Below are 22,244 nucleotides of genomic sequence, written 5' to 3'. Positions count from 1 at the left end.
TCGTAGAACTCGCATCCATCGATGCTGTTCATAATAATTCATAACGGCAGAGGCTGCAAGGATATCGCCTGCCCGCTCTGTGAGGAGCAAGGGGTGGAGCGGCCTGGCCCGCTCCACCCCCGGTCGATCAGAAACGCAGGCGCAGGCCCGCCGCGATCGTTTCCTGGTGATCGTCGCGGCCGGTCTGCGCGCTGCCGGTCGCATAGAGGTCGATCCCGTTGCGGAAGCGATAGGCGACCCCGCCCGTGGCCGTGCCGACCAGCGGCGCGCGGGCGGCGCCCAGCGCGACCAGGCCCAGGCCGCCCCCGGCATAGCCGCCCAGCGCGACCGCGCGGTTGCCCTCGATCTGGTAGCGCGCGCCCAGCGTCACGAACGGGCGGAACGGCGCGTCCGACGCATCGCTGCGCCCGACCGTGATCCCGGCATCGGCAAAGCCCGCGACCAGATCGCGCCGCGCGACGGTGAGCGCGAAGGGGCTGCCCCCCGTCTCGCCCACGCCCGCCCGGCGGGTGCGCAGATAGGTGATCCCGGCGCGCGGGGTCAGTGCCCAGCCCTCCGGCATCTCGGCGGCATAATGGACCGACAGGTCGCTGGTCCATGTGTGCAGGTCATAGCGGCCGAAGCCCGAGGCCGTGCCCGGCAGCGCGCGGGTGGTCCGCGCCTGCGCACCGTCATAGACGATCGACGCACCGAAGCCGAAGCCGTTCGGCATCGCATAGCGGCCATGCACGCCCGCGACCACGCCATCGGCCCTGGTGGAGGCGGCGAGCGGGGCGATCGACTGACGCGTGTCGAGCCAGCCGCCGAACGCGCCGATCATCCACTGGCGATCGCCGTAACCGACCCCACCCAGGAAGCCATAGCCGCGCGTCTGCGCCGTGCTGGTCCCCTGGGTCCGGTCGGCGCCCAGCGTGTGCCACTGGCCGAGCGTCTGGGCGAAGGTGAAGACGCCGGCATCCTCCCGCGTGGTGGCGAAGGCGGGCCCGCGCGCCGCCTGGACCAGCCCCAATGCATTGTCGACGCCGATCTGCGATGCCGAGGCATAGGCCTCCGGCGTGATCTGCGCGAAGCCACGCGGATTGGACGCGCCCGAGGGGGTCAGCAGCGACGGGAGCGCGGCGAACAGCGTGCTGGTCGCGGGCTGCTTGGCCAGGGTCGCATTGGCATAGTCGATGCTGCGCGCCACCTGCGGGCTGAAGGCGGCATCGCCCAGGAACTGGCCGAGCAGCTGGATGCGGTCGGCGCGCTGGACGATGAAGCCGAACAGGTCGGCGGGCTTCAGGACATTGGCATAGCTGCCCGAGATTCCGCCGCTGGCGACGATCAGGTCATAGGAGGTGCCGGGGCGCAGCGCGCCGCTGGAGACGATCTGCAACGTCGATCCGCTGCCGATCGTCATCGCGCCGTTGACGATCAGCTTGTCCGACACGGTCGGGGTCAGCTCGAAATAGGACAGCGAGCCGCTGGCCAGCGTGACGTTGCCGTTCACCGTCATCGTGCCTGGCGACGCGCCGGGGCTGAGGATGCCCGCGACCGTCACATTGCCGTTGACCGTCCCCGCCGAACCGAAGGTCGCGCCCTGGCGAACCAGGAACTGCGCGGCGCTCATCGTCGACCCGGCGAAACCGACCAGGCGGCCGCTCGCCATATCGACCGAGCCGAAGGCGGCATTGCCCGACACCGTGGCATAACCGCCGGTCATCGCCAGCGCCTCGACATTGGCGACGTTGGTGAAGGCGACCGGCGCGGCAGCGGTGCCGCCCGACAGCGCGATCGTGTCGGTGCCCGCCCCGCCATCGACCGCGCCCGCAAAGGTGCCCGCGATGGTGAAGCGCTGGTTCCCGCCGGTGAAGGCGAGCTGGCCCGCGGTCAGGCTGCTGCCCGAGGCGATGGTCAGGTCGGTCGCGGCGTTGACCTGGGCATAGCTTTGCGCGCCCGTCAGGGTCAGCGCGCCGGTCCCTTCGGTCGCCAGCGTCTCGAACCCGGTCAGCGTGCCCGCCGCCAGCATCTGATTGCCCGCCAGCTCCAGCGTGGCGGTGTCGTTGCCCGCGCCGCCCGCGACGCTGCCGATCAGGACCGAACCCGCCGCCAGACGGAAGCTGTCATTGCCCGCGCCCAGGTCGATGACCCCGGCCAGCGTGCCGCCCTTGGCGACGGTCAGCGCCGTATCGCCGTCACCGAAGCCGAGCGGCGCACCCTGCGACCCCAGCGAACCGGTGACGGTCAGCGCGTTGCCGGTCAGCGACACAGTCTCGAATCCGGTCGCCACCCCGCTCAGCACCACCGGCGCATTGGCGGCGAAGCGCAAGCTGTCGGTGCCGGCGCCGCCATCGTAACGGCCCGCCGCATTGGTCGTGCCCAGCGCCAGCAGGTCGTCGCCCGCGCCCAGCGAAACGCCGGCGATATCGCCATCGACGCGCAGCTGCTCGGCCGCGTCCGAGCCCGTGACCGATCCGATCCGGTTGCCCGCCAGCGCCACGTTCAGCCCCGTACCCGCCAGCGCGACCGTGTCGAAGCTCTGGTCGAGCGTCAGCGACAGCGTGCCGGTGCCGGTCACCGCCAACTGCTGGAAATTGCTGCGCTGGCCGATGCCGCTGCGGTCGCCCGCGAGCAGCACGCCGTAGAGGTTGGTGCCCGTGCCGCCATCGAGAGTGCCTAGGACGCGCGAGCCCGCGCCCTCGACGAAGCTGTCATTCCCGCCGCCCAGCGCGACCGAACCGGCGATGGTGCCGTAATTGACGACCGTCTCGTTCGCATCGGTGCCGGTGATGGTGACCGGGCCGGTGCTGGTCAGCGTCTGGCCCGCCGCGACGGTCACCGTTCCGCCCGCGACCCCGATCGTGTCGAAGCGGAAGGTACCGGCATAGGTGACATTGCCCTGTCCGACCTGATTGAAGCGCTGGAAATTGACGAACTGGTCGCCATTGACCGTCCCGCCCCCGGTCGCGTCGACGATCAGGCTGTTCGTGCCCGTGCCGCCATCGACCGTCCCGACCAGCGTCGCGCTGGCGCGGTGCAGGAAGGTGTCGTCGCCCGCGCCGAGGAACACATTGCCCTCGATCCGGCCGTAATTCTCGATCCGGTCATTGCCGTCGCCCAGCGCGATCGACCCGAAGATGCTGCCGGTGTTGACGATCCTGTCGTCGGTCGCGCCGATGCTGTGGATCGCCCCCGCCAGATAGGGACTGCCGATCTGGCGCACGAGGGTGTCATTGGCGGCCAGCGTGGTGCCCGCCCCGCCGCGAATCGTCCCGGCATTGGTCAGGTCGAGCGCGGCGCCGTTGGCCCTGACCGCGACGGACAGCGGCCCGGTCGCCTCGATCGTGCCGGTCGCGGCGTTGGTGATCGTGGCGGTCGCGGTGCCGTTGCCGAAGACCGACACGGCCGCGGCGATATAGGTGGTGGGGGCGGTGGGATCCTTCGGGACGCTGGCGCCCGCATAGGGATCGGTGATCGTCACCCCGCCGCAATTGGCGCGGATCGTGCCGCTGTTCGTGATGGCGATTCTCTGGGCGCCGGTGGTGGTGGTGCCGGAGCCGTTGAAACCGGCGCGGACGCCATAGCCCGATGTCCCGCTGGCGTCGATCGTGCCGCTATTGTCGAGGCGGATCGAACCGCCCGTGCCCCGGTAATCGTCGATGGTCAGCAGGGCGGCCGACCCGCCCTGCCCGGTCGCGGTGATCGATCCGCTGTTGGTGACGGCGATCGCAAAGGGCTGCGCGGGGTCCGATGCCGACGCGCTGTAATAGCTGTAGCGGCCCGCATAGGCGTTGACGCCCTGCGTGACCGTGCCGCTGTTGTCGAACTGGATCGACCCGCCCAGATTATTGTAAATCTGAAGCAGGACGCCCGAACGCCCCTCGTCGGTGGAGGCGATGGTGCCGCTGTTGGTCAGCGCGATCTTCTGCGGCTGCGGCGCGTCCGGGGGCGTCGTACCGTAATAGCTGTAGTCGCTGGCAAAGGCGTTGAACCCCTGGGCGATCGATCCGCTGTTGGTGGCGGTGATCGCCCCCCCATTGACCGACAGGTTGACGCCGCGACGGCTGGCGTCGTTCAGGATGCTGCCCGAATTGGTAAAGCTCAGGTCGCCGACCGCATAGATGGAAACGGCGGTGCGCTTCAGCGCCGCATCGCCGACCGTGCCGGTGTTGGTGAAGCGCGAAACCTGGCCTGAAATGGCGCCCTTGACGACGGCCTGGTTGGTCAGGGCGGCCAGCATGGCCTGCGGCTGCGGCTGGTAGTAGTAATAATTGGCGTCACCGATGGTGACGTCGCCATCGACATTGGCGGTGTTGACGATCTGGCCATCGCCCCGGAGGCCGAGCGACGTCAGCGCAGCGTCGGCTCCGATAGTCACGACCGTATCGGCGCCGATCGCCTGGACGTCTTCGCGCTCGAAATTGATGGCGGTCAGCTTGCCCAGTGCTGCGCTCGCCGATTTGGTGAAGGCGTGACGGTACGTGTCCGTCCCGCCGCCCCCATCGATTGTCCCGGTCACGCCGGTCTGGCCGTCCGTCTCGACGAACAGGTCATCGCCATCGCCGAAGCGCAGATTGCCGGTCAGCGTGCCCCCATTACCGGTATAGACCGCGCTGGCGTAGGAACGACCGCCATAGGTGGTGTAGCCCAGATCAACGTCGCCGGTGATCGTACCGGCATTGACGATCTGGCCGCCCGCCACTTGGATCGCAGACCGGCCCGTCGCTCCCGCGATCGTGCCACCGGCCAGATTGCGGATCGTGATGCCGTAACCGGAATTATAGCTCTGGGCGATCGCGACGCCGCCCGTACTGGCGATCCGACCACTATTCTCGATCACCGTGGCATAGCCGCTGTAATCGAGCAGGACGGCCGAGCCGCCCACCTCGATCGTGCCGCTGTTGACCAGCGTGCCGATGCCGGAGACGCCGGTTGCCGCGCGGCCATTCGTGGCCTGAACGATGCGCCCGCTGTTCGTAAAGCTCTGCACGCCCTGGGCACCGACCGCGCCGTCGAGCGTGATCGTGCCCTGGTTGGTCACGGTCTTGCCGCCCGAGATCGCCGCGATCGGGTTATAGCCGTTGGTGGTCCGCCCGCTGGCCGCGATGGTGCCGATATTGGTGAAGATATCGGTGCTGCCGAGCAGGACGACCCCGCCCAGATAGAGATTGGTGTTGGCCGGGACCAGCGACAACGTGCCGCGGCTGATGATGGTCAGGGCGTTGGCGGCAGAGCTCTCGCCAGGTGCCGTCGTGCGCGAGAGGGTGGAGATCGCCGCCCCCATGGTGGTGGCGATATCGGCGGTGACGTCCACCGTTCCCTGCCCGGCCAGGGTCAGCGCCCGACCCGAAGGCGTGCCGGTCAGGGTCAGCGTTGCCTTGTCGAACAGCTCATAGCCGACTTTGGCGAATGTGGTGGAGGTCGGCAGCGTCGTGCTCGTGTCGTTGCGAACACGCAGGCGCAACCCCGCCCCCGAACCCGACACCGTGCCATTGATCCCCGCAAAGCGGTCGCCGCTGGTTCCCGCCAGTTCGGCGACCAGCAGGTCGCTGCTCGACAGCGTCAGATCGCCGTTCAGGATACCGCCGGGCAGCGCGTAATAGATGTTGGTGCCGTAGAAATAGTCCGACGACGTCCCGCCGAAGGTCACGCTGCCGTTGATCGTACCCGCATTGGCGATCTCGGCGCTGAACACGGTGAAATTGCCGTTCGGCCCGATACCGCGCGTGCCCCCGGTAACGACGCCGCCCGCCTGGTTGTTGAGCCGGCCATAGGCGTTGATGAACAGACCGGTCCCCGTCGCGGTGATCGTGCCGCTGTTGTTCAGGCTGCTCGACAGCTGGACCCCGGCGGTCGAGCCCTCGATCCGGCCGCTATTGGTCTGGGTGGCCCCCGACGACGCCGACAATATCGCACCGATCCCGCCGGTCGAGCGGATCGTGCCCGAATTGGTGAAGCTCCCGATCAGCGACACGGCGGTCCCGCCTGCCGTGATCGTACCCGAATTGACGACCGTACCTTGCGAGGAGAACGAAAGGCCGCCCATGGTCGCGGTGATCGTGCCGCTATTCTCGAAGCTTTTCACCGAACCCAGCGATACGGCAAAGCTGTCGACCTGCGATCCCGTGCCGGTGATGCTACCGGCATTCTTCACGATGGCCGCGCTGTACGAGGCATATTCGTCGGCCAGGACCGTGCCGGTGCCGCTGAGCGCGGTATTGTTGACCAGCGTGCCGTCGCCGCCAACGCGCAAGGTCCCCGTCGTTGCAAAGCCGCCTGCCAGCGTGGCGGTCATCTTCGCATCGGTAACCAGGGTCAGCTGTTCGAAATTGGTCGGCAGTGTCAGCGCGGAGGACAGGCTGGTGTCGCTCGTCAGGCGAACGCGCAGCGTGTCCGTGCCCGCCCCACCGTCGATAGCGCCGCTGATTCCGGTACGGATCGCGCCGTTCGCATAGCCGACGGTCAGCGTGTCGTTGCCAGTGCCCAGACGAAGATCGCCCGTGATCGTGCCGAGCGTGTTGTCGACTGTGCTGGTATCATAGCCATATTGGTTGGCGGTCGTCGTGATGCCACCGACGATCGTGCCGCTGTTGACCAGATTGACCCCGCCACTACCCTGGATGGCGATGGTGCCGGCGGTGGTGATCTGACCGCCGGCCTGGTTGACGAGCGACACGCCGATGCCGGCGATGGCCGCGCCCGTGCCCGTATTCGCGATCGTGCCGCTGTTGGTCAGCGTCGAGGTACGGACATTGGCCAGCGTCGCAGTGGTGCTGGCGCTGCGGATCGCGCCACTGTTGGTCCAGTTGAAACCATAGACTACAGAACTGTAGGTCGCGCCCACATCGATCGCGCTGCGGCTGCCGCCATCGATGGTGCCGGCATTGGTCAGCGTGCCGACGGGGCCGCTGATCGCGCCGATCGTGCCGCCTGCGCGGTTGGTGATCGTCTGGAAGCCCGCATAGGTCGGGTTGCTCGACAGCAGCGCATAGCCGTCCGAGCCGGTCCCCGTGCCGCTGATCGTGCCGCTATTGTCGATCGACGCGGTCGTGCTGCCATAGCCGTTGCCGGTCTGGCCGAGGACGATGCCGTTCGCGCCGCTGATGCTGCCGCCCGCGCGCACCGTCACCGACAGCTGGCCGCTGGAATAGCTGTTGGCGGTGGTCTGGCGGACGAACTGCACGCCGGTCTGGCCTGCGCCATCGACCCGGCCGCCCACGGTCAGCACCCCATAGGGATAGCTGGTGGCCGAGGTCGGGATCGCAAAGGCGATGGCCGGCGCGCCGCTGTTCGTCACCGTCGCCCCGGTCGCCACATCGACCGTGGTGCCCGAGGTCGTGACGGTCAGGCCGTTGCTGTCGGTGCCGCTGCACGTCGTCGTGGTGTTGGCCTGGGTCGGATCGGGGGTGCATTGGGCGAAGGCCGGGCCCGCCACCATCACCGCAAGCAGAATGGCACTCGATTCCAGAGCGCGCGCCTTCACCTGCCGAGCGCGCGACATTGCCTTCACCATTTTTCGAAACCCCCAATTGTCGTACGATTCCTATGATGAAGCCGAGGTCATGTCACGTGAAATCATGACATAATCGTCATGACGAAATAAAGTCATTTGTCTTTTCTTGGTGCGACCGGGGTTACCGAATTTCCATCATTGACGGTTCGGGGGTCGCAAAGGATCGGGCGATCCGATCACTTGCGCGGCCAGTTGCCGGTCGACGGCACCGAAGCAAATCGGCGCCGCTCAGGGATGCGGCGTCAGTACATGGTCCGGATCGAGCAGTTCCAGCGCCGCGCCCTCCCCCATTTCATCCGCACGGTGCCAGCGCCACAGCACCAGCGCGGTGCCGCCCGGATTCTGCGCGGAGGGGACCAGCGCGCCCTCCGCGCCGCGCGCGATCAGTTCCTGCGCCAGCGCCCAGCTCGGCGGGAGGCCGCCTTCGATTCCGGCGATGGCCTTCCAGGGTGCGGCCAGGGCCTGGGCGATCCGCTCGTCGGCCGCGTGGCCCTGTCCGTCGGTCAGGTCGGCGATCGCGGTCGCGTCCAGGCGATAGGGGGCGAGGGTGCCGGGCTTGGCGAGGCCCTGATAATATTCGGCGATGGCGGTGGCGTGGTCGGTGCCCAGATAGAGCGCTGCCTGCCCCGGCGCGTTCCAGCGGCCGCCATGCCGCCGCGCCCCCTCCCCCGACCAGGGATCGCGCTGGTAACGGATCGCCAGCATCCGCCAGAGCGGGCAGCGCAGCGCGCGCAGGGGATAGGGCACCCCGTCCCCCTTGGCCGTCAGGAATAGACCCCCTCGGCCATGCGATCCAGGTCGCCCAGGACCAGCGCGGCATGGCCTTCCTCGACCAGCTGTTCGGGGGTCTTGCCGAAACCGGGCAGCGGCTGGTGGCGGAACCAGATGATCGCGCGCCCCTCGTCGCCCGACAGTTCGGCCGCGCGCGCGATGATCCGTGCGATCTCGCCGAGCCGCGCCTGGACCGCCGGACTTCCCGGCTTGGCGGCCATGGTGTTGCGGTTGACCTGCGCCAGCTTGGCCAGCCGGGTCAGCGGCAGCCGCAACCGCTCGGCCATGCGGCGCGGGGCGATCATGTCGTGATCGCGGATATCGTCGAGAAAGGCGGCGAGCATCGGCACACTCCTTGCCCGTTATATGCCTGTTTTTTGCCCCATTCGCAAGACGAGCCTGACAGGCGGAGCTATTGCGGCCATCGGGAATTGATCCAGATCACCCATCCGGCATCGGGACCGAAAAGGGTGAGGATCGGGAGCGGGATTTGAAGGAAGCGATCGGCTTTTCCAGCGAGGGCCTGGCCGAAGAGGTTGCCTTTGCCCGCTACCGCGAACTCTATGCGCAAGGGGCCGATGTGGTGCGGCTGGACGGGCCGTTCCGGGCGCGCGTCACCGGCTGGCGGTTCCGCCACCTGCTGCTGTTCGACCGGCATCTGTCGGGCATGGCGCATGCGCGCGAGGAGCGGGTGCAGGCCGACGGGTTCGACCATATCGTCCTCCACCATGTCCTGTCGGGCACGCTGGTCGGCCATCCGCGCAGCGGGTTCGAGCGCGCGGGGCCGGGCGACATCGTCTTTCTCGACACGCGGCGCGGCCACCGGACCGAGGCGCGCGACCTGCACATGATCACCGCCAGCATCGCGCGCGACCTGGTCCATGCGGCGCTGGGTAGCCTGGGGGCGCTGCATGGCCAGGTCGCGCACGCGCCCGACACCGCGATGCTGGGCGATTTCCTGCAATCGCTGGTCCGCCATGCGCCGATGCTCGACGACGGGCACGACCGCGCCTTTGCCCGCGCGCTGATCGAGTTGCTGCCGACCGCGCTGGGCGGCCCGCGCGACGTGGCGGTGGAGGCGCGGCGCCAGGACCATCTGCGGCGGGAGGCGGTCGACCGGCTGATCGACCGCGAAATCGCCGATCCGCAGCTGACCGGCACGGCGATCGCCGAGCGGGTCGGCCTGTCGCGCGCGACGCTCTATCGCCTGTACGAGCGCAATGGCGGGATCGCGCGCTATGTCCGGCATCGCCGGGTCGACGCGGTACGCCGCGCGCTGGAGGGGGCGGTTCCCGTATCGCTGGACGAGCTGGCGCGGGCTTATGGGCTGGGCGATGCGGCCGGGCTGACCCGCGCCTTTCGCGCCGAACATGATGTCGATCCCGACGCCTATAGGGCCCGGATGCGCCAGGGCCAGGCGGACAGCGCCACAATGGGGGCGCGGCGCTGGAACGGCTGGATGACCGAACTGGATTAAGGCCGACCGACATTCAGTATTTTCCCCTCTCCCCTGGAAAGGGGAGAGGGTTAGCGAAGCTTGCCAGCGTGCTGGCTAGCGCAGCTTGGGTGAGGGGTACCGCGAGCCCAGAGGCTCGCGCGCTCGCTTCGCGAGCGCCCACCCCTCACCCAGCTCCGACTAAGCCTTTGCTTTCGCAAAGGCCAAGTCTGCGCAACCCTCTCCCCTCTGCGAGGGGCGAGGGACGGAAAGGCATGGATTAATGGCGACCCGGCCTAGCGGGCGCGCCGATAGGCGAGCAGCGCCGCGCCGCATCCCAGCGCGCAGGTCGCGCCCAGCACCAGCGCCACCGCATCGGCCAGTCCGGTCAGCGCATGGCTGGCGATCCCGACCAGCCACGGGCCCAGCGCCGTGCCCGACAGGGTGATGACCGTCAGGAAGATCGCCGTCGCCTCGACCCGGAGGGCGGACGCGATGCGCGCCTGAAGCCCGATCAGCCCGTTGGCCAGCGTCACCGACAGGCCGATGACCGCAACGGCCAGCGCCGCCAGCGTCCCGCCCCAGCCCCCGCCCCGCGTCAGCGGCCACAGCGCCAGGCCGCACAGTCCCAGGCCCAGCAGCATCAGGCCGGGCGTGGTCCCGCCTCCCCTCCCCCGCCCCAGACGGTCGGACAGCCAGCCGCCCAGCCCATGGCCCAGCACCCCCGCCACCATCATCACCAGCCCGACCTGCGCACCCGCCAGCGGCGGGGTCAGGCCATGCTGCCGGATCATCAGGCTGGCCGACCAGCTGGTCAGCGACTGGAGCGCCAGCGCGGCGCACAGCGCGGACAGGATATGCGGGGCCAGGCTCGCGCGGTCGGCGATCATCGCGCGCAGCGCCTGGCGCATCCGGATCGCGGCGCTGCCCGGCCGGGCGACGGGATCGGGCCTTCGCCCCACATGCCAGGCGAGCGGCAGGCCGACCGCTCCCATCGCGAACAGCACCAGCCGCCACGGCACCGGCCCGGTCGCGGGCGCCAGCCCCGCGAACAGCGCGAGCAGCGTGCCGCCCCCGATCATCGCCAGCCCCCGGCCCAGCGAGGCCCCGGCGGTGAACAAGGCGATGCCGCGCCCGCGATGGCCGGGCTCCATGGACAGCGCGATCAGCCCGACCGCGGCGGGGCCGATCGCGGCCTGGGCCAGCCCCATCAGCATCCGGGCGGGGACCAGCAGGGCGACCGACGCCGCGCATCCGCACAGGATCGTCGCGACGCTCGACCCCAGAAGCGCCAGCGCCAGCAACCGCGCCAGCGGCCAGCGCCGGGCCGCCAGCACCATTGGGACGATCGCCAGCCCATGGACCAGCGCGAAGGCGGGCCCCTGGACGAAGCCGATCGCGTCGTCCCCCAGATGCAGCTCGGCCTTGATCGGCTCGACCAGCACGGACAGCAGGAAACGGTCGCCGACCGCCAGCATATGGACCAGCGCCATCAGCACCGCGACGCCATATCCCCTGTGCGGTGTCGATCGCGTCACGCAATGCCCCTGGCGTCAGCCCCGCGCGGTCCTCCGGGATGGAGGCCATGCGCTGTCGCGATCGCAACGCTCATAGGATGCGGCGGGCCCCTCGCAAAGCCCGATCCGGATCGGCAGCGCGGGCGACGGGTTTTGCAGCGCGGTCGCGTCCGCCCAGTCGCCACCCAGCCAGTGCGCCCGGTCCTCGGGCGCGACGATCATGGGCAGCGTCGACCAGGGCCCCTCGCCCCCCGCACAGCCCAGCATCGCGAAGCCATGCGCGCCCGCATGGCGGCGCCACAGCCCCGCCACGGTGAAGACCGGCTGGCCATCGAGCGTGAACCAGACCGGGCGGTCCTCCTGCCCATCGGGCGAAGACAGCGCGCCGCGCGCGGCGGTCACCGGGATCAGGCAGCGTTGCGCGGGGACCCCGGCCAGTCGCCGCCACCAGGGCAGGGTCAGGCTGAAGATCCGGGTGGTCGGCCAGCACGCCTCGCCCCCGCTGATGTCCCAGCGCTGGGTATCGAGGCCCAGCCCCTGCGCGCCCTGGCGCAGGACGAAGGCGGGATGCCCCGGCACGAGATCGCGCAGCCGCGACCATGCGCCCCAGGAGACCCGATGCGTCCAGGCGACCGCGAATTCCGCGCACAGCTCGTCCGCGCTGCGGTCCAGCGTCGCGCGGTCGGACACGGGATGCGTCGCGCGCGGCAACGGGCCGGGCAAGGCGGTCATGACGCCCTGGCCCACACCCATTTGCGGCGGTTCTGCGAATAGCGGCGTCGGACCGGCTGGCAGAACAGCAGGTGGCGGCGATGGTCGTTCTCCAGCGTCACGACCCGGCACAGGACGAAGACCGTTCTCCACTGGCGCGTCCGGGCGAACGGAAGGGCCAGCGACATCTTGGGGAAGCGCAGGATCACGATGGTTTCTTACCAGCTTGGACAGGGTGGGACGGGGTGACGCCATGGGAAGCGGCCCCGGCCCGATCCTGGCAATCTAGATCAGTCCGGGGCGGCTGCCCATTACGGAATGGCCAGTGTCTCACGATTGAGACGATCGCTCCGGAACCGGATGGAATTTGGGGTTAAAGCCGGATTTCGGCCCCGATCGCCTCCGCCGCCAGCCCGCGTATATCGACCCGCGCCTTCAACCGCGCGCACAGCAACGCGGTGCCGCTGATCTTGCGCTGGACGAACAGCGTCTCGACATGGGGCACGTGCCAGGTGTCGCGGTCGGCGATCATGGCGCGGGTTTCCTCGCGCACCACCGGCACGAAGGCGCGGTCGCCGAAGTCGAAGGGGCCTGCCTTCGCCATCGTATCGTCGATCGCGGCGATGATCCGGTCGACCGCCGGGCGGTGCGCGGCGACCGCCCTTTCGCCCAGGAAACCCGTCTCCACCGCGATCTCGCGGATGCGGTCGCGGTCATGCGCCAGCCCGGCCTCGATCAACCGGCGATAGGAGGCGGCGGTCTCGGGCGGCACGTCGCGCGCCGCGCCGAAGTCGAGGAGGACCAGACGCCCGGTCTCCGCCTGCCAGCGGTAATTGGCGAAGTTCGGATCGGTCTGCATCATCCCGAACTCGAACAGCTCGCGCAGGACGAGCTGGATCAGCGCGGTCATCGCGCCGTCGCGGGTGGCCTGGTCGGCCTCGACCAGCGTCTCGATCGGCTGGCCGGGGATATAGTCCATCGCCAGCACCAGCGACGTGGTCAGCGACGGCTCGGGCGCGGGCACGACATAGCGCGGATCGCCCGCCAGCCGCTCGCCAAAGCTACGCATCCGATCGGCCTCGCGCCGATAATCCGCCTCCTCGGCCAGCTGCCGCTTGGCTTCCTCCAGCAGCGGCTTCAGGTCGACCGAGGGCGGGATCAGGTTCGACACGCGCAGCAGCGTCGCGACATTGTCGACATCCGACCCGATGCTGCCCTGCACGCCGGGATATTGCACTTTGATCGCCAGCACCCGGCCATCGGGCAGGGTCGCGCGGTGGACCTGCCCGATCGAGGCGGCGGCCATGGGGGCCGCCTCGAAATGGCGGAAGCGGCGTCGCCAGTCGGGGCCCCATTCGGCCCGGAGCACCTTGTCGAGCTGCGCGGGCGGCATCCGGTACGCCTGGTCGCGAAGCCGCGCGAGGATGGCCTGGAGCTCGGGCGGCAACAGGTCGCCCGCGTCCATCGAGATCATCTGGCCCAGCTTCATCGCCGCGCCGCGCAAATGCGACAGCCGGTCAGCGACCCGCGCGGCATTGCCGGGGGTAAGGATCAGGTCGCCAAGCTTCGGCCGCTCGCCGCTGGCCAGTCGCCGCGCGCCCTCGGCCAGCATCCCGCCCGCGACCCCGCCCGCCAGCCGCCCGAACGCGCCCGCGCGCGCGAAGCGGCCGCTGGGGACGGCGCGGTGCCGGGGCGGCTGCCCGGACTGGGATGGGGGATTGCTGTCGTCATCGGCCATGATCCGGGATAGCGGCGGGCGGGCGGCTTGGTTCCGTCGCCCCGGCGATCACGCTTGCCGCGACCCAGCCCGCCAGGATCATGACGAAGGGCATGGCGGGATAGTGATAGCGGGTCTGGCCGGTGAAGCCGAAGGCCAGGACGGTGCAGAAGACCGGCATGGCGGCAGGGATCAGCATCGCCGCGCCGGGCGCCCCCCGCCACGCCGCGCGCGCCGCCCGGCCGGTGCCGACCAGGCCCAGCGCCAGCACCGCCAGATAGAAGAGCTGGTTCACCCCCTGCATCGCGCGCCACAGCCCGCGCCGCGCGGGATGGCTGGCATCGAGCGGCCAGAAGCCGTCGCTGTCCTTCCACCAGAGCAGCCCCATCTTGCGCAGGCCGAGCAGCCCCCAGCGCAGCGGATGCGCGGCGATCCAGTCGATCGCCAGCGTCTTCAACCGGCGCTCCATCTCCATCTGGCGCTCGACCCGCTGGGCAAAGGGGATGCCGACCTGATCCCACAACGGCGACCGCTCGACCTGGAAATAGCCGCCATCGGCCAGGTCGTTGGCCCCGGCGTGCAGCGCGACGCCGCCATTGCTCGACACCAGGACCGGCGCGCCGAGCATCGCCTGGTTGCGCCAGCTCCAGGGCAGCAGGACCGTCGCCATGCCCGCCAGCACCAGCGCCAGCGTCAGCCCCGCCCGCCGCACGCCATGGCCGCGCCACGCCACCGGCAGGACCAGCGCCAGCAGCACCGGGAACAGCATCATCTGCGGCCGCATCAGCGCCCCCGCCCCCAGCACCAGCCCGGCGAGCAGCGCAGGGCCGATCCGCCCCCGCGCCTTCAGCATCAGCGCGGTCCCCGCCATGACGATCGCGGTCGAGCTGGGTTCGGCCGCGGTGTCGCCGCTATAGGCGATATGCGCGGGATAGACGGCATAGAGCAGCGCCGCGAGCCGCGCCGCCCCCTCCCCTGCCCCCAGATGCCGCGCGAACCACAGGATCAGCGCCAGCGTGGAGGCCTGCGCGATCAGGTTGACCAGGATCGGGCCAACCAGCGACGGCCCGAACAGCGCGGTCGCCAGCCCCAGCAGCGCGGGATAGCCGACCGGCCAGAAGGCGGTGGGAAAGCCCCCTTCCTGATAGCCCAGCCCTTGCGCGATCTCGCGCCCCCGGATCAAATACCAGAGCGAGTCGCCGCGCGGCGCGATCGGAAAGGCGAGGATCAGCCCCAGGCGCAGCGCGATGGCGGCCAGCAGGATCGCGGGGATCACCCGGCGCGAGGTGGCGAAGCCGTACCAAAGGCCGGACGGCGCGCGCACAGGATATGGCATGGCGTGATCCCCCCGTGACGATCCTGTCCCCATCGCCGTCCCCCGCTTCCCCCCGGATGCCTCCCCCACGGGACAGGCGAGGGCGGCCGCGCATCGGAACGGCGATCCGGCTTAGGATGGCGGGGGCGCCGGGGACAAGGGGACGGCGACCGGGCGCTGTGCCGGGGCGGGATGGCCGACCGCGCCCGGCTCGTCAGCCGGTGACGGCGACGATCCCCAGCGACGGCTCCATCGGCAGCCGATCGGCGCTGCCGTCATGCACGCCGTTCAGATCGTCGGGATCGGTGGCCAGGCCATAGGACACGCCGCGCGCGCCGGTCCCGATCGCGCCGTGCGACAGCAGGATCGTCGTCCGGCTGGTCCGCACCGCAGCGGTGATCGGCACGGCCTGTCCATTGTCGGTGACCTGAAAGCCCAGGATCGCGCTGGCCGGGGTGACGTCGACGCCGTCCGCCAGCGCCAGCGTCACCTCGGTCTGGCTCGCCCCGACCGCGCGCGCCGAGGCCAGGCGCGGCCCGCGCGGGCCCGGCTGCCCCTGCAACCAGGCCAGGACCTGCGCGGCGAAACGCTGGCCCGACCGGACCTGCCCCTGTTCGCTCTGGTGGATGCCGTCGACCACCGGCAGGTCATAGGTGGTGAAGCCATAGCGGACATGGGGATCGCCCAGCGCGACGGTCATCTCCGCCTGGCGCTGGATCGCCTGCATCCGGTGCAGCCCGGCGTCGCTGCCCCCGATATTCTGCGACCCGCCGATGAAGACGGTCAGGTCGGGCAGCCGCGTCTCGCTGCGCAGCGCGGCGATCAGCGTGCGGATCAGCCCCAGCTGGGTGGCGAGATCGCCGGTCAGCCGGTCCGCGACGTCGTTGCGCCCGACCTGCAACAGCACCGCATCGACCCCGCCCGCCGCGACGATCGCGCGGACCAGGTCGGCGCGCATCGTCGAGTGGGTCGCGGCCCATTGGATCAGCGTCGTGCTGCCCACCCCGCCACGGACATAGCGCACCGTCCGCCCGGTCGCGGCGTTGATCGCCAGCCCCGCCGTCTTGCCGAACGCCCCCCGGCCGAGCGGCGCGAAGCTGATCCCGTCGCCGGTCGACACGACCGCCGAACTGGTCGCCGGGCCGTCATAGTTGGACAGATATTGCGCGCTGCTGCTCGACCCGGCGAAGGCGATGGTCAGCCGGTCGGCCGCCAGCGTGGTCGGCCGCGCGGGGGTCGGTGTCGGTGTGGGAGTCGGTGTGGGCGTCGGGCCGGGTTGCGGGGTCGGGGTGGGGGTCGGGATGATCAGGTCCGATGGCGCCCTGTCATCGGCGCAACCGGGGATCAGCGGCAATGCGATCGTACAGGCGGTGCCGGTGAGGAAACGGCGTCGGCTCGGAAAGGGCGTATCGGTCACGGATCAACTCATGGCGGGGGAAGCGGGGCGCCCCTGCGCCATTAACCATCAATATAGATTAAATGTGACGCGGAATTTCATTCCCGCGTCATGCGCCCTCGAACGACCGGAGGATGGGGCACGGCCCCGCCCCCTCGCCCGCGCATCGCTCGGCCAGCGCGTGGAGCGAGGCGCGCGCCTGTTCGAGCGCGGCGATCTGCGCATCCAGCGCGACGATCCGCTCCCGCGCGAGCTGGCGCACCCGCGCCCGGTCGTCGGTCGCGTCGAGCGCCAGCAGCTCGCCGATCTGCTCCAGCGTGAAGCCCGCCGCCTGGCCCGAGCGGATGAAGCGCAACCGCCCCAAATCCTCCGCGCCATAGCGCCGGACCCGCCCCCCCGCGCTCGCCCCGGCGGGGCGTTCGGGCGTGTCGAGCAGCCCACGCCGCTGATAATAGCGGATCGTCTCCACCCCCACCCCGCCCTCGCGCGCCAATCCGGCGATGGTCCATTCCGACACGTCTTGACTCCGTACCATGGTACGGATGCCATATGGCGCATGGACCCCAGTCGGAGAAGGACCATGACCGCCACCCGCAAAGCCATTCTCTACCGCATGGTGATGCCGACCCATATTTGCCCTTACGGCCTGAAGGCGAAGGACCTGCTGCGCCGACAGGGTTACGAGGTCGAGGACCACTGGCTGCGCACCCGCGAGGAGACCGACGCCTTCAAGGCCCAGCATGGCGTGAAGACCACCCCGCAAATCTTCGTCGGGGGCGAGCGGGTGGGCGGCTATGACGATCTGCGCCGCTTCTTCGGAAAAGCGGTCGCCGATCCCAGGGCGACCAGCTATCGCCCGGTCGCCGCGCTCTTCGCGATGACCGCGCTGATGGCGCTGGCCACATCCCAGGCGGTCTATGCCACCCCCTTCACGACCCGCGCGGCCGAATGGTTCATCGCGTTCAGCATGGCGGTGCTCGCGCTTCTGAAGCTCCAGAATGTCGAGAGCTTCGCGACCATGTTCCTGAACTACGACCTGCTCGCCAAGCGCTGGGTCCCCTATTCCTATATCTACCCCTTTGCCGAGGGGCTGGCCGGGGTGCTGATGATCGCGGGCGTGCTGACCTGGCTGTCGGTCCCGATCGCGCTGTTCATCGGGGGCATCGGCGCGGTGTCGGTGGTGAAGGCGGTCTATATCGACCGGCGCGAACTCAAATGCGCCTGTGTCGGCGGATCGAGCAACGTGCCGCTGGGCTTTCTGTCGCTGACCGAGAATCTGATGATGATCGGGATGGCGGTGTGGATGGTGGTGTCATGATAATCCTCCCCGGCACGGGGAGGTGGCAGGCCGCAGGCCTGACGGAGGGGGGCTTCCTCACAGGTCGCCCTTAGCGGCACGCCCCCTCCACCATGCTGCGCACGGTCCCCCTCCCCGTGCCGGGGAGGATTTGGGAAAGTTTCCCCGGGGAAACATCCCCCTCCCCCTTCCCTCCACCTTGCCCGATTGAATGAACTTTGCCATTAACCACCCCCAAAAGCTTCAAGGGGTGCGCGAGTGGCGGAAGATCATGCAATGCTGTCCCAGATCGGGGATCTGGCCAGCGCGGGCGAGCGGATGATCGAGCGGCTCCGGCGCAAGGCGTTCCTGCCCGAAAGCCGGAAAGGTCTGCACGTCCGCTTCGGCATTGCCGAGGCCGCGCAGCTGCTCGGCTGTTCGACCAACCGCATCCGCATGGCCGAGGAGGATGGCCGCCTCCCCCCTGCCCCGACCACCGACAATGGCCGACGCCAGGGCTATACGGTCGAGGAACTGCTCCACATGCGCGAGGTGCTGGGCGCCTCCCCGGCGCGCGCGCCGCTCGATATTCCGGCGATCATCGCGGTACAGAATTTCAAGGGCGGCGTCGGCAAGTCGACCGTCACCACCCATCTCGCCCATTATTTCGCCGTGCAGGGCTACCGCGTGCTGGTCGTCGATTGCGACAGCCAGGCGACGACGACGACTTTGTTCGGCTTCAACCCGCATTTCAACGTCACGCGCGAAGAAACGCTCTACCCCTATCTGTCGATCGACCCGACCCAGACCGACCTGGCCTATGCGGTCAAGCCCACCCCCTGGCCCAATGTCGACCTGATCCCGTCGAACCTCGAGCTGTTCGACGTGGAATATGAGCTGGCCGCGGCGGGCAGCGATGGCGGATCGGTGCTGGCGGCCCGCTTCCGCAAGCTGAAGCGGGGCCTCGCCGACCTCGCGCGCAATTACGACGTGGTGCTGCTCGATCCGCCCCCTGCCCTCGGCACGATCAGCCTGGCGGTGATGCAGGCGGCCAATGCGCTGCTGGTACCGATGGCCGCGACCACGCCCGATTTCTGTTCGACCGTCCAGTTCCTGTCGATGATGGACCAGGTGCTCAACCAGCTGACCGGGGCCGGGATCGAGGTCGACTACCAGTTCGTCCGGCTGATCTGTTCCAAGTTCGACGGCAACGACCCCAGCCATGCCATGGTCCGCGCGATCATGGAGCAGAGCTTCGGCCCCGCGCTCCTCCCCGTCCCCATCCTCGAATCGGCCGAGATCAGCCATGCCGCGATGCGGATGATGACCGTCTATGAACTCGAAAAGCCGATCGGCACGCCCAAGACGCACAAACGCTGCCGCGCCAATCTGGACGAGGCGATGCGCCAGGTCGAGCAGCTGGTCCGCCAGAGCTGGGGCCGGGTCGAACCGCTGAGCGAGGAAGCGGTGATCCATGCCGCGGCTTGATCGGCTTCCCCTTTCCTACACGACAATGTTCTGCCTATGTTCCGGGCGGGAGGCATAAGATGGCGCGTAAACAATCCGATTATCTGGCGGCCCTGCTGGCGGAGGAAGAGGGCGACGCCCCCTCCCCCACCCCGGCCCGCGAGCCCGTGGCGGAACGCAGCCGGGGCACGACGCTGCTCGGCCGCGAGTCCGCGCTCGCCCGCGTCGCCAGCGGCGAGGTGCGACAGGTCACGCAGCTGCTGCTCGATCCGGCGCGGGTGAAGATATGGTCGGGCAATGCCCGCAACTACGACCTGCTGACCGAGGCGCATTGCCGCGAGCTGATCGACTCGATCATCGCCGAAGGGGGGCAGAAGGTCCCCGCCGTGGTCCGCCGGATCGAGGGCGATCCCGATCATGATTACGAGGTGATCGCAGGCACGCGGCGCCACTGGTCGATCAGCTGGCTGCGCGCCAACAGCTATCCCGACATGGTCTTCGTGGCGCAGGTCGCGCAGCTGGACGACGAGGCCGCGTTCCGCCTCGCCGACCTCGAGAACCGCGCGCGCGCCGATGTCTCGGACTATGAGCGGGCGCGCAATTACCTGGCCGCGCTGACCACCCATTATGGCAATCACCAGACCCGCATGGCCGAACGGCTGAAGCTGTCCAAGGGCTGGCTGTCCAAGATGCTGAAGGTCGCCGCGCTGCCCGACGAAGTGGTCGCCGCCTTCGCCTCGCCGCATGAGGTGCAGCTCAAGCCCGGCTATGCGCTGGCGCAGGCGATGCAGGACAAAAGCGAGGCGTCGGCCATCATGAGCGTGGCCCAGTATATCACGCGCCAACAGGCCGAGCGGCGCGAGGCGGGGCAGCCGCCCATCCCGGCCAACGAGGTGCTCCACCGCCTGCTGACCGCGCGCAAGATGATGCTAGGCGAGGATGGCGAGCCGGAACGCTACAGCTATCACAACCGCTATGGCCGCCCCGTGCTGTCGGTCCAGTCGGCCAATCGCCAGGGCGTGACGGTGCGACTCCATGCCGGATCGGGCGCGGATGTCGAGGAAATCGTGACGGCGCTGCGCGGTGCTCTGGCGCATCTCGAGCAGACGGGCAGGGGGCTTCAGCCCTGATGTTTCCCCGGGGAAACACGCTTGCCCGCTCATCTCGCATGTTTCCCCGGGGAAACATGCGCCGGGGTCATGACGCATGAGCACGAAGCCCAAGGACGGATCGGCCGAACAGTTCGAGCTGTTCCTGCCCTATCTCGCCGACCTGCCGCTGCGCGACCAGCGCGAGATGATGGAGCGGCCTTTCTTCAGCCTGGCCAAGTCGAAACGGGTCAAGCCGATCGACTATCGCTCGCCCGACGGCAAGCTGTGGGTCCATGTGTCGGGCAATCCCGATTATGGCATGGCGACGATCTGGGATGCCGACATCCTGATCTATTGCGCCTCGATGCTGGCCGACATGGCGCGGCGGGGGATCAACGACGTGCCGCGCAAGCTGCACCTGATGCCCTATGACCTGCTGCGCGCGATCGGGCGCCAACCGACGGGGCGTGCCTATGAGCTGCTCGGCCAGGCGCTCGACCGGCTGGTGTCGACCACGGTGAAGACCAATATCCGCGCCGAGAATAGGCGCGAGGCGACGTTCAGCTGGCTCGACGGCTGGACGCAATTGGTGGACGAAAAGACCGAACGTTCGCGCGGCATGACGATCGAGCTGTCCAGCTGGTTCTATGAAGGCGTGATGATGACGGGCGGCGTGCTGTCGATCGACCGCGCCTATTTCGACATTTCGGGCGGGCGCGAACGCTGGCTGTACAAGGTCGCGCGCAAACATGCCGGCGGGGCAGGGGAGGGGGGCTTCGCCATCTCCATGCCGACCCTGTTCGAGAAATCGGGGGCCGAGGGGCAATATCGCCGCTTCAAGTTCGAGATCGCCAAGATCGCCGAACGCAACGAGCTGCCCGGCTATGCCCTGACGCTCGAACAGGCGGAGGGCAAGCGCGAGCCGAGCCTCAGGATGCGTCGGCGGGCGGAAGGGGAGGGGGCTGGCCCCGCCGTCCCCCGCGCGCCCGAAAAAGACCAAAGCCGCTACCGCGCCATCGCCCAAGGCCCCGACGCCGGAGGACACTGCGCCGCCCCCCGTCGATCACGACATGGATGCCAGCGGGCTGATCCGTCGCAGCGTCAAGAGCCTGTCGACCCGCTCGACCTTCGGCGAAATCACCGACGCGACCCTGGCCCTGCTGCGATCCGAATGTCCGGGCTGGGACTATCAGACGCTGCACGCCGAATTCAAAGCCTGGGTCGAGGGCGATCCGGCCCGCACGCCGGTCAGCTATCAGAACGCCTTTATCGGCTATGTGCGCCGCTTCGACGCGAAGAACCGGCACCTGCTGCGCTGACGATAGGGGAGGGGGGCGCGGCAATGGCGCTCCCTTCCCGCCATTTTGGCCGCTGGAATTGCGACGCAGGAGGGATGCGCAGCGCAAACGCGTTCCCGAAATATCGCGTGTTCGATCGTCGCTACGATCGCGTGTCCCGGCGGGTCGCCACTTTGAACCTCACCACGCGGGATCGGTCGAAAACTGATTCAATCCGACCCGCTCCAACGGCGTCCGTCCCGCCTTTTCGATATATCAGGAACGGGCAACGATACTCCCGGAACGGTCGGGCGATACATCGGGAACGCCCATCACGATATTCCGGGAACGGACACTCGATATGTCGGGAACGCGAGGGGTCCAAAAAAGCGAGCGAATTCGGCATTTTAGCCTGTGGAAAACACGGCTTAACCCTTTAAATCCCTTCTAACGCTCTAACCCTTCCGGATATGTTTTTTTGAGCTTTTTTGAAGAGCTTGATGAGTTTTCTGAATCAGTCGCCTTTTCGCTTTGGGTTTGCCCCCTATCGATTCACAAAGGGCCATGCCGATCGCACGCGAACATCGCTGGCTCTACCCGATCGACTGGCGCGAACTGTCCGCGCTGATCCGCTTCGACCGCGCCAAGGGGCGGTGCGAGCATTGCGGGCGGCCGCACGGACGCGACATCGTGCATCTGGGCGACGGAACCTGGTGGGACGACACCCACGCCCGCTGGCGCGACGGCCGGGGCAGGGGGGTCAGGGCACTGCCCAGCCC

At 68.8% G+C, this 22,244-nt stretch carries 14 protein-coding genes and 2 pseudogenes; 6 read left to right on the top strand and 10 right to left on the bottom strand.

Translation table 11 applies throughout. The features are described 5' to 3' along the window. Positions 1-127 precede the first annotated feature (127 nt). The 3 genes from QE360_RS18700 to QE360_RS18690 form a co-directional block, all read right to left on the bottom strand. Positions 128-7,480 (bottom strand): autotransporter outer membrane beta-barrel domain-containing protein, encoded by a 7,353-nt coding sequence (locus tag QE360_RS18700; protein ID WP_309704322.1) that lies wholly within the window; start codon positions 7,478-7,480, stop codon positions 128-130. Positions 7,481-7,720: 240 nt separating this feature from the next. Then, positions 7,721-8,239, bottom strand: coding sequence for an RES family NAD+ phosphorylase (locus QE360_RS18695; protein ID WP_309704320.1), 519 nt, complete (start codon positions 8,237-8,239; stop codon positions 7,721-7,723). Positions 8,240-8,256: 17 nt separating this feature from the next. Beyond that, positions 8,257-8,607 (bottom strand): antitoxin Xre/MbcA/ParS toxin-binding domain-containing protein, encoded by a 351-nt coding sequence (locus QE360_RS18690; protein WP_307104866.1) that lies wholly within the window; start codon positions 8,605-8,607, stop codon positions 8,257-8,259. A 146-nt stretch (positions 8,608-8,753) separates the two neighbouring features. Between QE360_RS18690 and QE360_RS18685 the strand changes: the two genes are divergently transcribed. Then, positions 8,754-9,740: a helix-turn-helix domain-containing protein gene (locus QE360_RS18685; RefSeq protein ID WP_309704317.1), complete on the top strand. Its 987-nt coding sequence runs from the start codon at positions 8,754-8,756 to the stop codon at positions 9,738-9,740. Between the two features lie 254 nt (positions 9,741-9,994). On the opposite strand, the gene QE360_RS18680 is transcribed toward QE360_RS18685, so the two are convergent. The 7 genes from QE360_RS18680 to QE360_RS18650 form a co-directional block, all read right to left on the bottom strand. Next, complete coding sequence (locus tag QE360_RS18680) at positions 9,995-11,236, bottom strand: MFS transporter (protein ID WP_309704315.1); 1,242 nt, start codon at positions 11,234-11,236, stop codon at positions 9,995-9,997. Between the two features lie 15 nt (positions 11,237-11,251). After that, entirely contained in the window at positions 11,252-11,947 is a 696-nt protein-coding gene (locus QE360_RS18675) for a hypothetical protein (RefSeq protein ID WP_309704313.1), read from the bottom strand. After that, a complete protein-coding gene (locus QE360_RS18670) occupies positions 11,944-12,135 on the bottom strand; it encodes a hypothetical protein (protein ID WP_279333562.1) in 192 nt (63 codons plus the stop codon). Before QE360_RS18670 ends, QE360_RS18675 begins: the two co-directional genes overlap by 4 nt. A 164-nt stretch (positions 12,136-12,299) precedes the next feature. Next, positions 12,300-13,664 (bottom strand): AarF/ABC1/UbiB kinase family protein, encoded by a 1,365-nt coding sequence (locus QE360_RS18665; RefSeq protein ID WP_309704310.1) that lies wholly within the window; start codon positions 13,662-13,664, stop codon positions 12,300-12,302. Then, positions 13,654-14,979 (bottom strand): glycosyltransferase family 39 protein, encoded by a 1,326-nt coding sequence (locus tag QE360_RS18660; protein ID WP_309704308.1) that lies wholly within the window; start codon positions 14,977-14,979, stop codon positions 13,654-13,656. The genes QE360_RS18665 and QE360_RS18660 overlap by 11 nt, the downstream gene beginning before the upstream one ends. A gap of 193 nt (positions 14,980-15,172) precedes the next feature. Continuing rightward, complete coding sequence (locus QE360_RS18655) at positions 15,173-16,375, bottom strand: sialate O-acetylesterase (protein ID WP_309704305.1); 1,203 nt, start codon at positions 16,373-16,375, stop codon at positions 15,173-15,175. Positions 16,376-16,463: 88 nt separating this feature from the next. Further along, on the bottom strand, positions 16,464-16,889 hold the full coding sequence (locus QE360_RS18650) for a MerR family DNA-binding protein (protein ID WP_279333555.1): 426 nt from the start codon (positions 16,887-16,889) through the stop codon (positions 16,464-16,466). Positions 16,890-16,934: 45 nt separating this feature from the next. Here QE360_RS18650 and QE360_RS18645 point away from each other — a divergent pair, with 45 nt between their 5' ends. The 5 genes and pseudogenes from QE360_RS18645 to QE360_RS18625 form a co-directional block, all read left to right on the top strand. Continuing rightward, positions 16,935-17,672 carry a glutaredoxin family protein gene (locus QE360_RS18645; RefSeq protein ID WP_309704301.1) on the top strand — a complete coding sequence of 246 codons (738 nt, stop codon included), beginning with the start codon at positions 16,935-16,937 and terminating at the stop codon, positions 17,670-17,672. Positions 17,673-17,927: 255 nt separating this feature from the next. Further along, the gene (locus QE360_RS18640) at positions 17,928-19,118 is read left to right on the top strand and encodes an AAA family ATPase (protein ID WP_056434743.1); all 1,191 of its coding nucleotides are present in this window, start codon (positions 17,928-17,930) and stop codon (positions 19,116-19,118) included. 59 nt (positions 19,119-19,177) lie between these two features. After that, the gene (locus QE360_RS18635) at positions 19,178-20,227 is read left to right on the top strand and encodes a ParB/RepB/Spo0J family partition protein (RefSeq protein ID WP_309704299.1); all 1,050 of its coding nucleotides are present in this window, start codon (positions 19,178-19,180) and stop codon (positions 20,225-20,227) included. A gap of 76 nt (positions 20,228-20,303) precedes the next feature. After that, a pseudogene (locus tag QE360_RS18630) lies at positions 20,304-21,507 on the top strand (replication initiator protein A). 522 nt (positions 21,508-22,029) lie between these two features. After that, positions 22,030-22,244, top strand: a pseudogene (locus tag QE360_RS18625) (hypothetical protein); the annotation flags it as partial.

The sequence above is a fragment of the Sphingomonas sp. SORGH_AS_0789 genome (genome assembly GCF_031453055.1).
Lineage (GTDB): Bacteria > Pseudomonadota > Alphaproteobacteria > Sphingomonadales > Sphingomonadaceae > Sphingomonas.
The sequence above is the reverse complement of the archived record's forward strand: the minus strand, read 5'-3'. Positions and strand labels throughout refer to the sequence as shown.

Coding starts and splice junctions, on each gene's coding strand:
- QE360_RS18675 (WP_309704313.1), bottom strand. CDS start 11,947: ATGACCGCCTTGCCCGGCCCGTTGCCGCGCGCGACGCATCCCGTGTCC.
- QE360_RS18700 (WP_309704322.1), bottom strand. CDS start 7,480: ATGTCGCGCGCTCGGCAGGTGAAGGCGCGCGCTCTGGAATCGAGTGCC.
- QE360_RS18635 (WP_309704299.1), top strand. CDS start 19,178: ATGGCGCGTAAACAATCCGATTATCTGGCGGCCCTGCTGGCGGAGGAA.
- QE360_RS18690 (WP_307104866.1), bottom strand. CDS start 8,607: ATGCTCGCCGCCTTTCTCGACGATATCCGCGATCACGACATGATCGCC.
- QE360_RS18645 (WP_309704301.1), top strand. CDS start 16,935: ATGACCGCCACCCGCAAAGCCATTCTCTACCGCATGGTGATGCCGACC.
- QE360_RS18660 (WP_309704308.1), bottom strand. CDS start 14,979: ATGCCATATCCTGTGCGCGCGCCGTCCGGCCTTTGGTACGGCTTCGCC.
- QE360_RS18640 (WP_056434743.1), top strand. CDS start 17,928: ATGCTGTCCCAGATCGGGGATCTGGCCAGCGCGGGCGAGCGGATGATC.
- QE360_RS18650 (WP_279333555.1), bottom strand. CDS start 16,889: ATGGTACGGAGTCAAGACGTGTCGGAATGGACCATCGCCGGATTGGCG.
- QE360_RS18665 (WP_309704310.1), bottom strand. CDS start 13,664: ATGGCCGATGACGACAGCAATCCCCCATCCCAGTCCGGGCAGCCGCCC.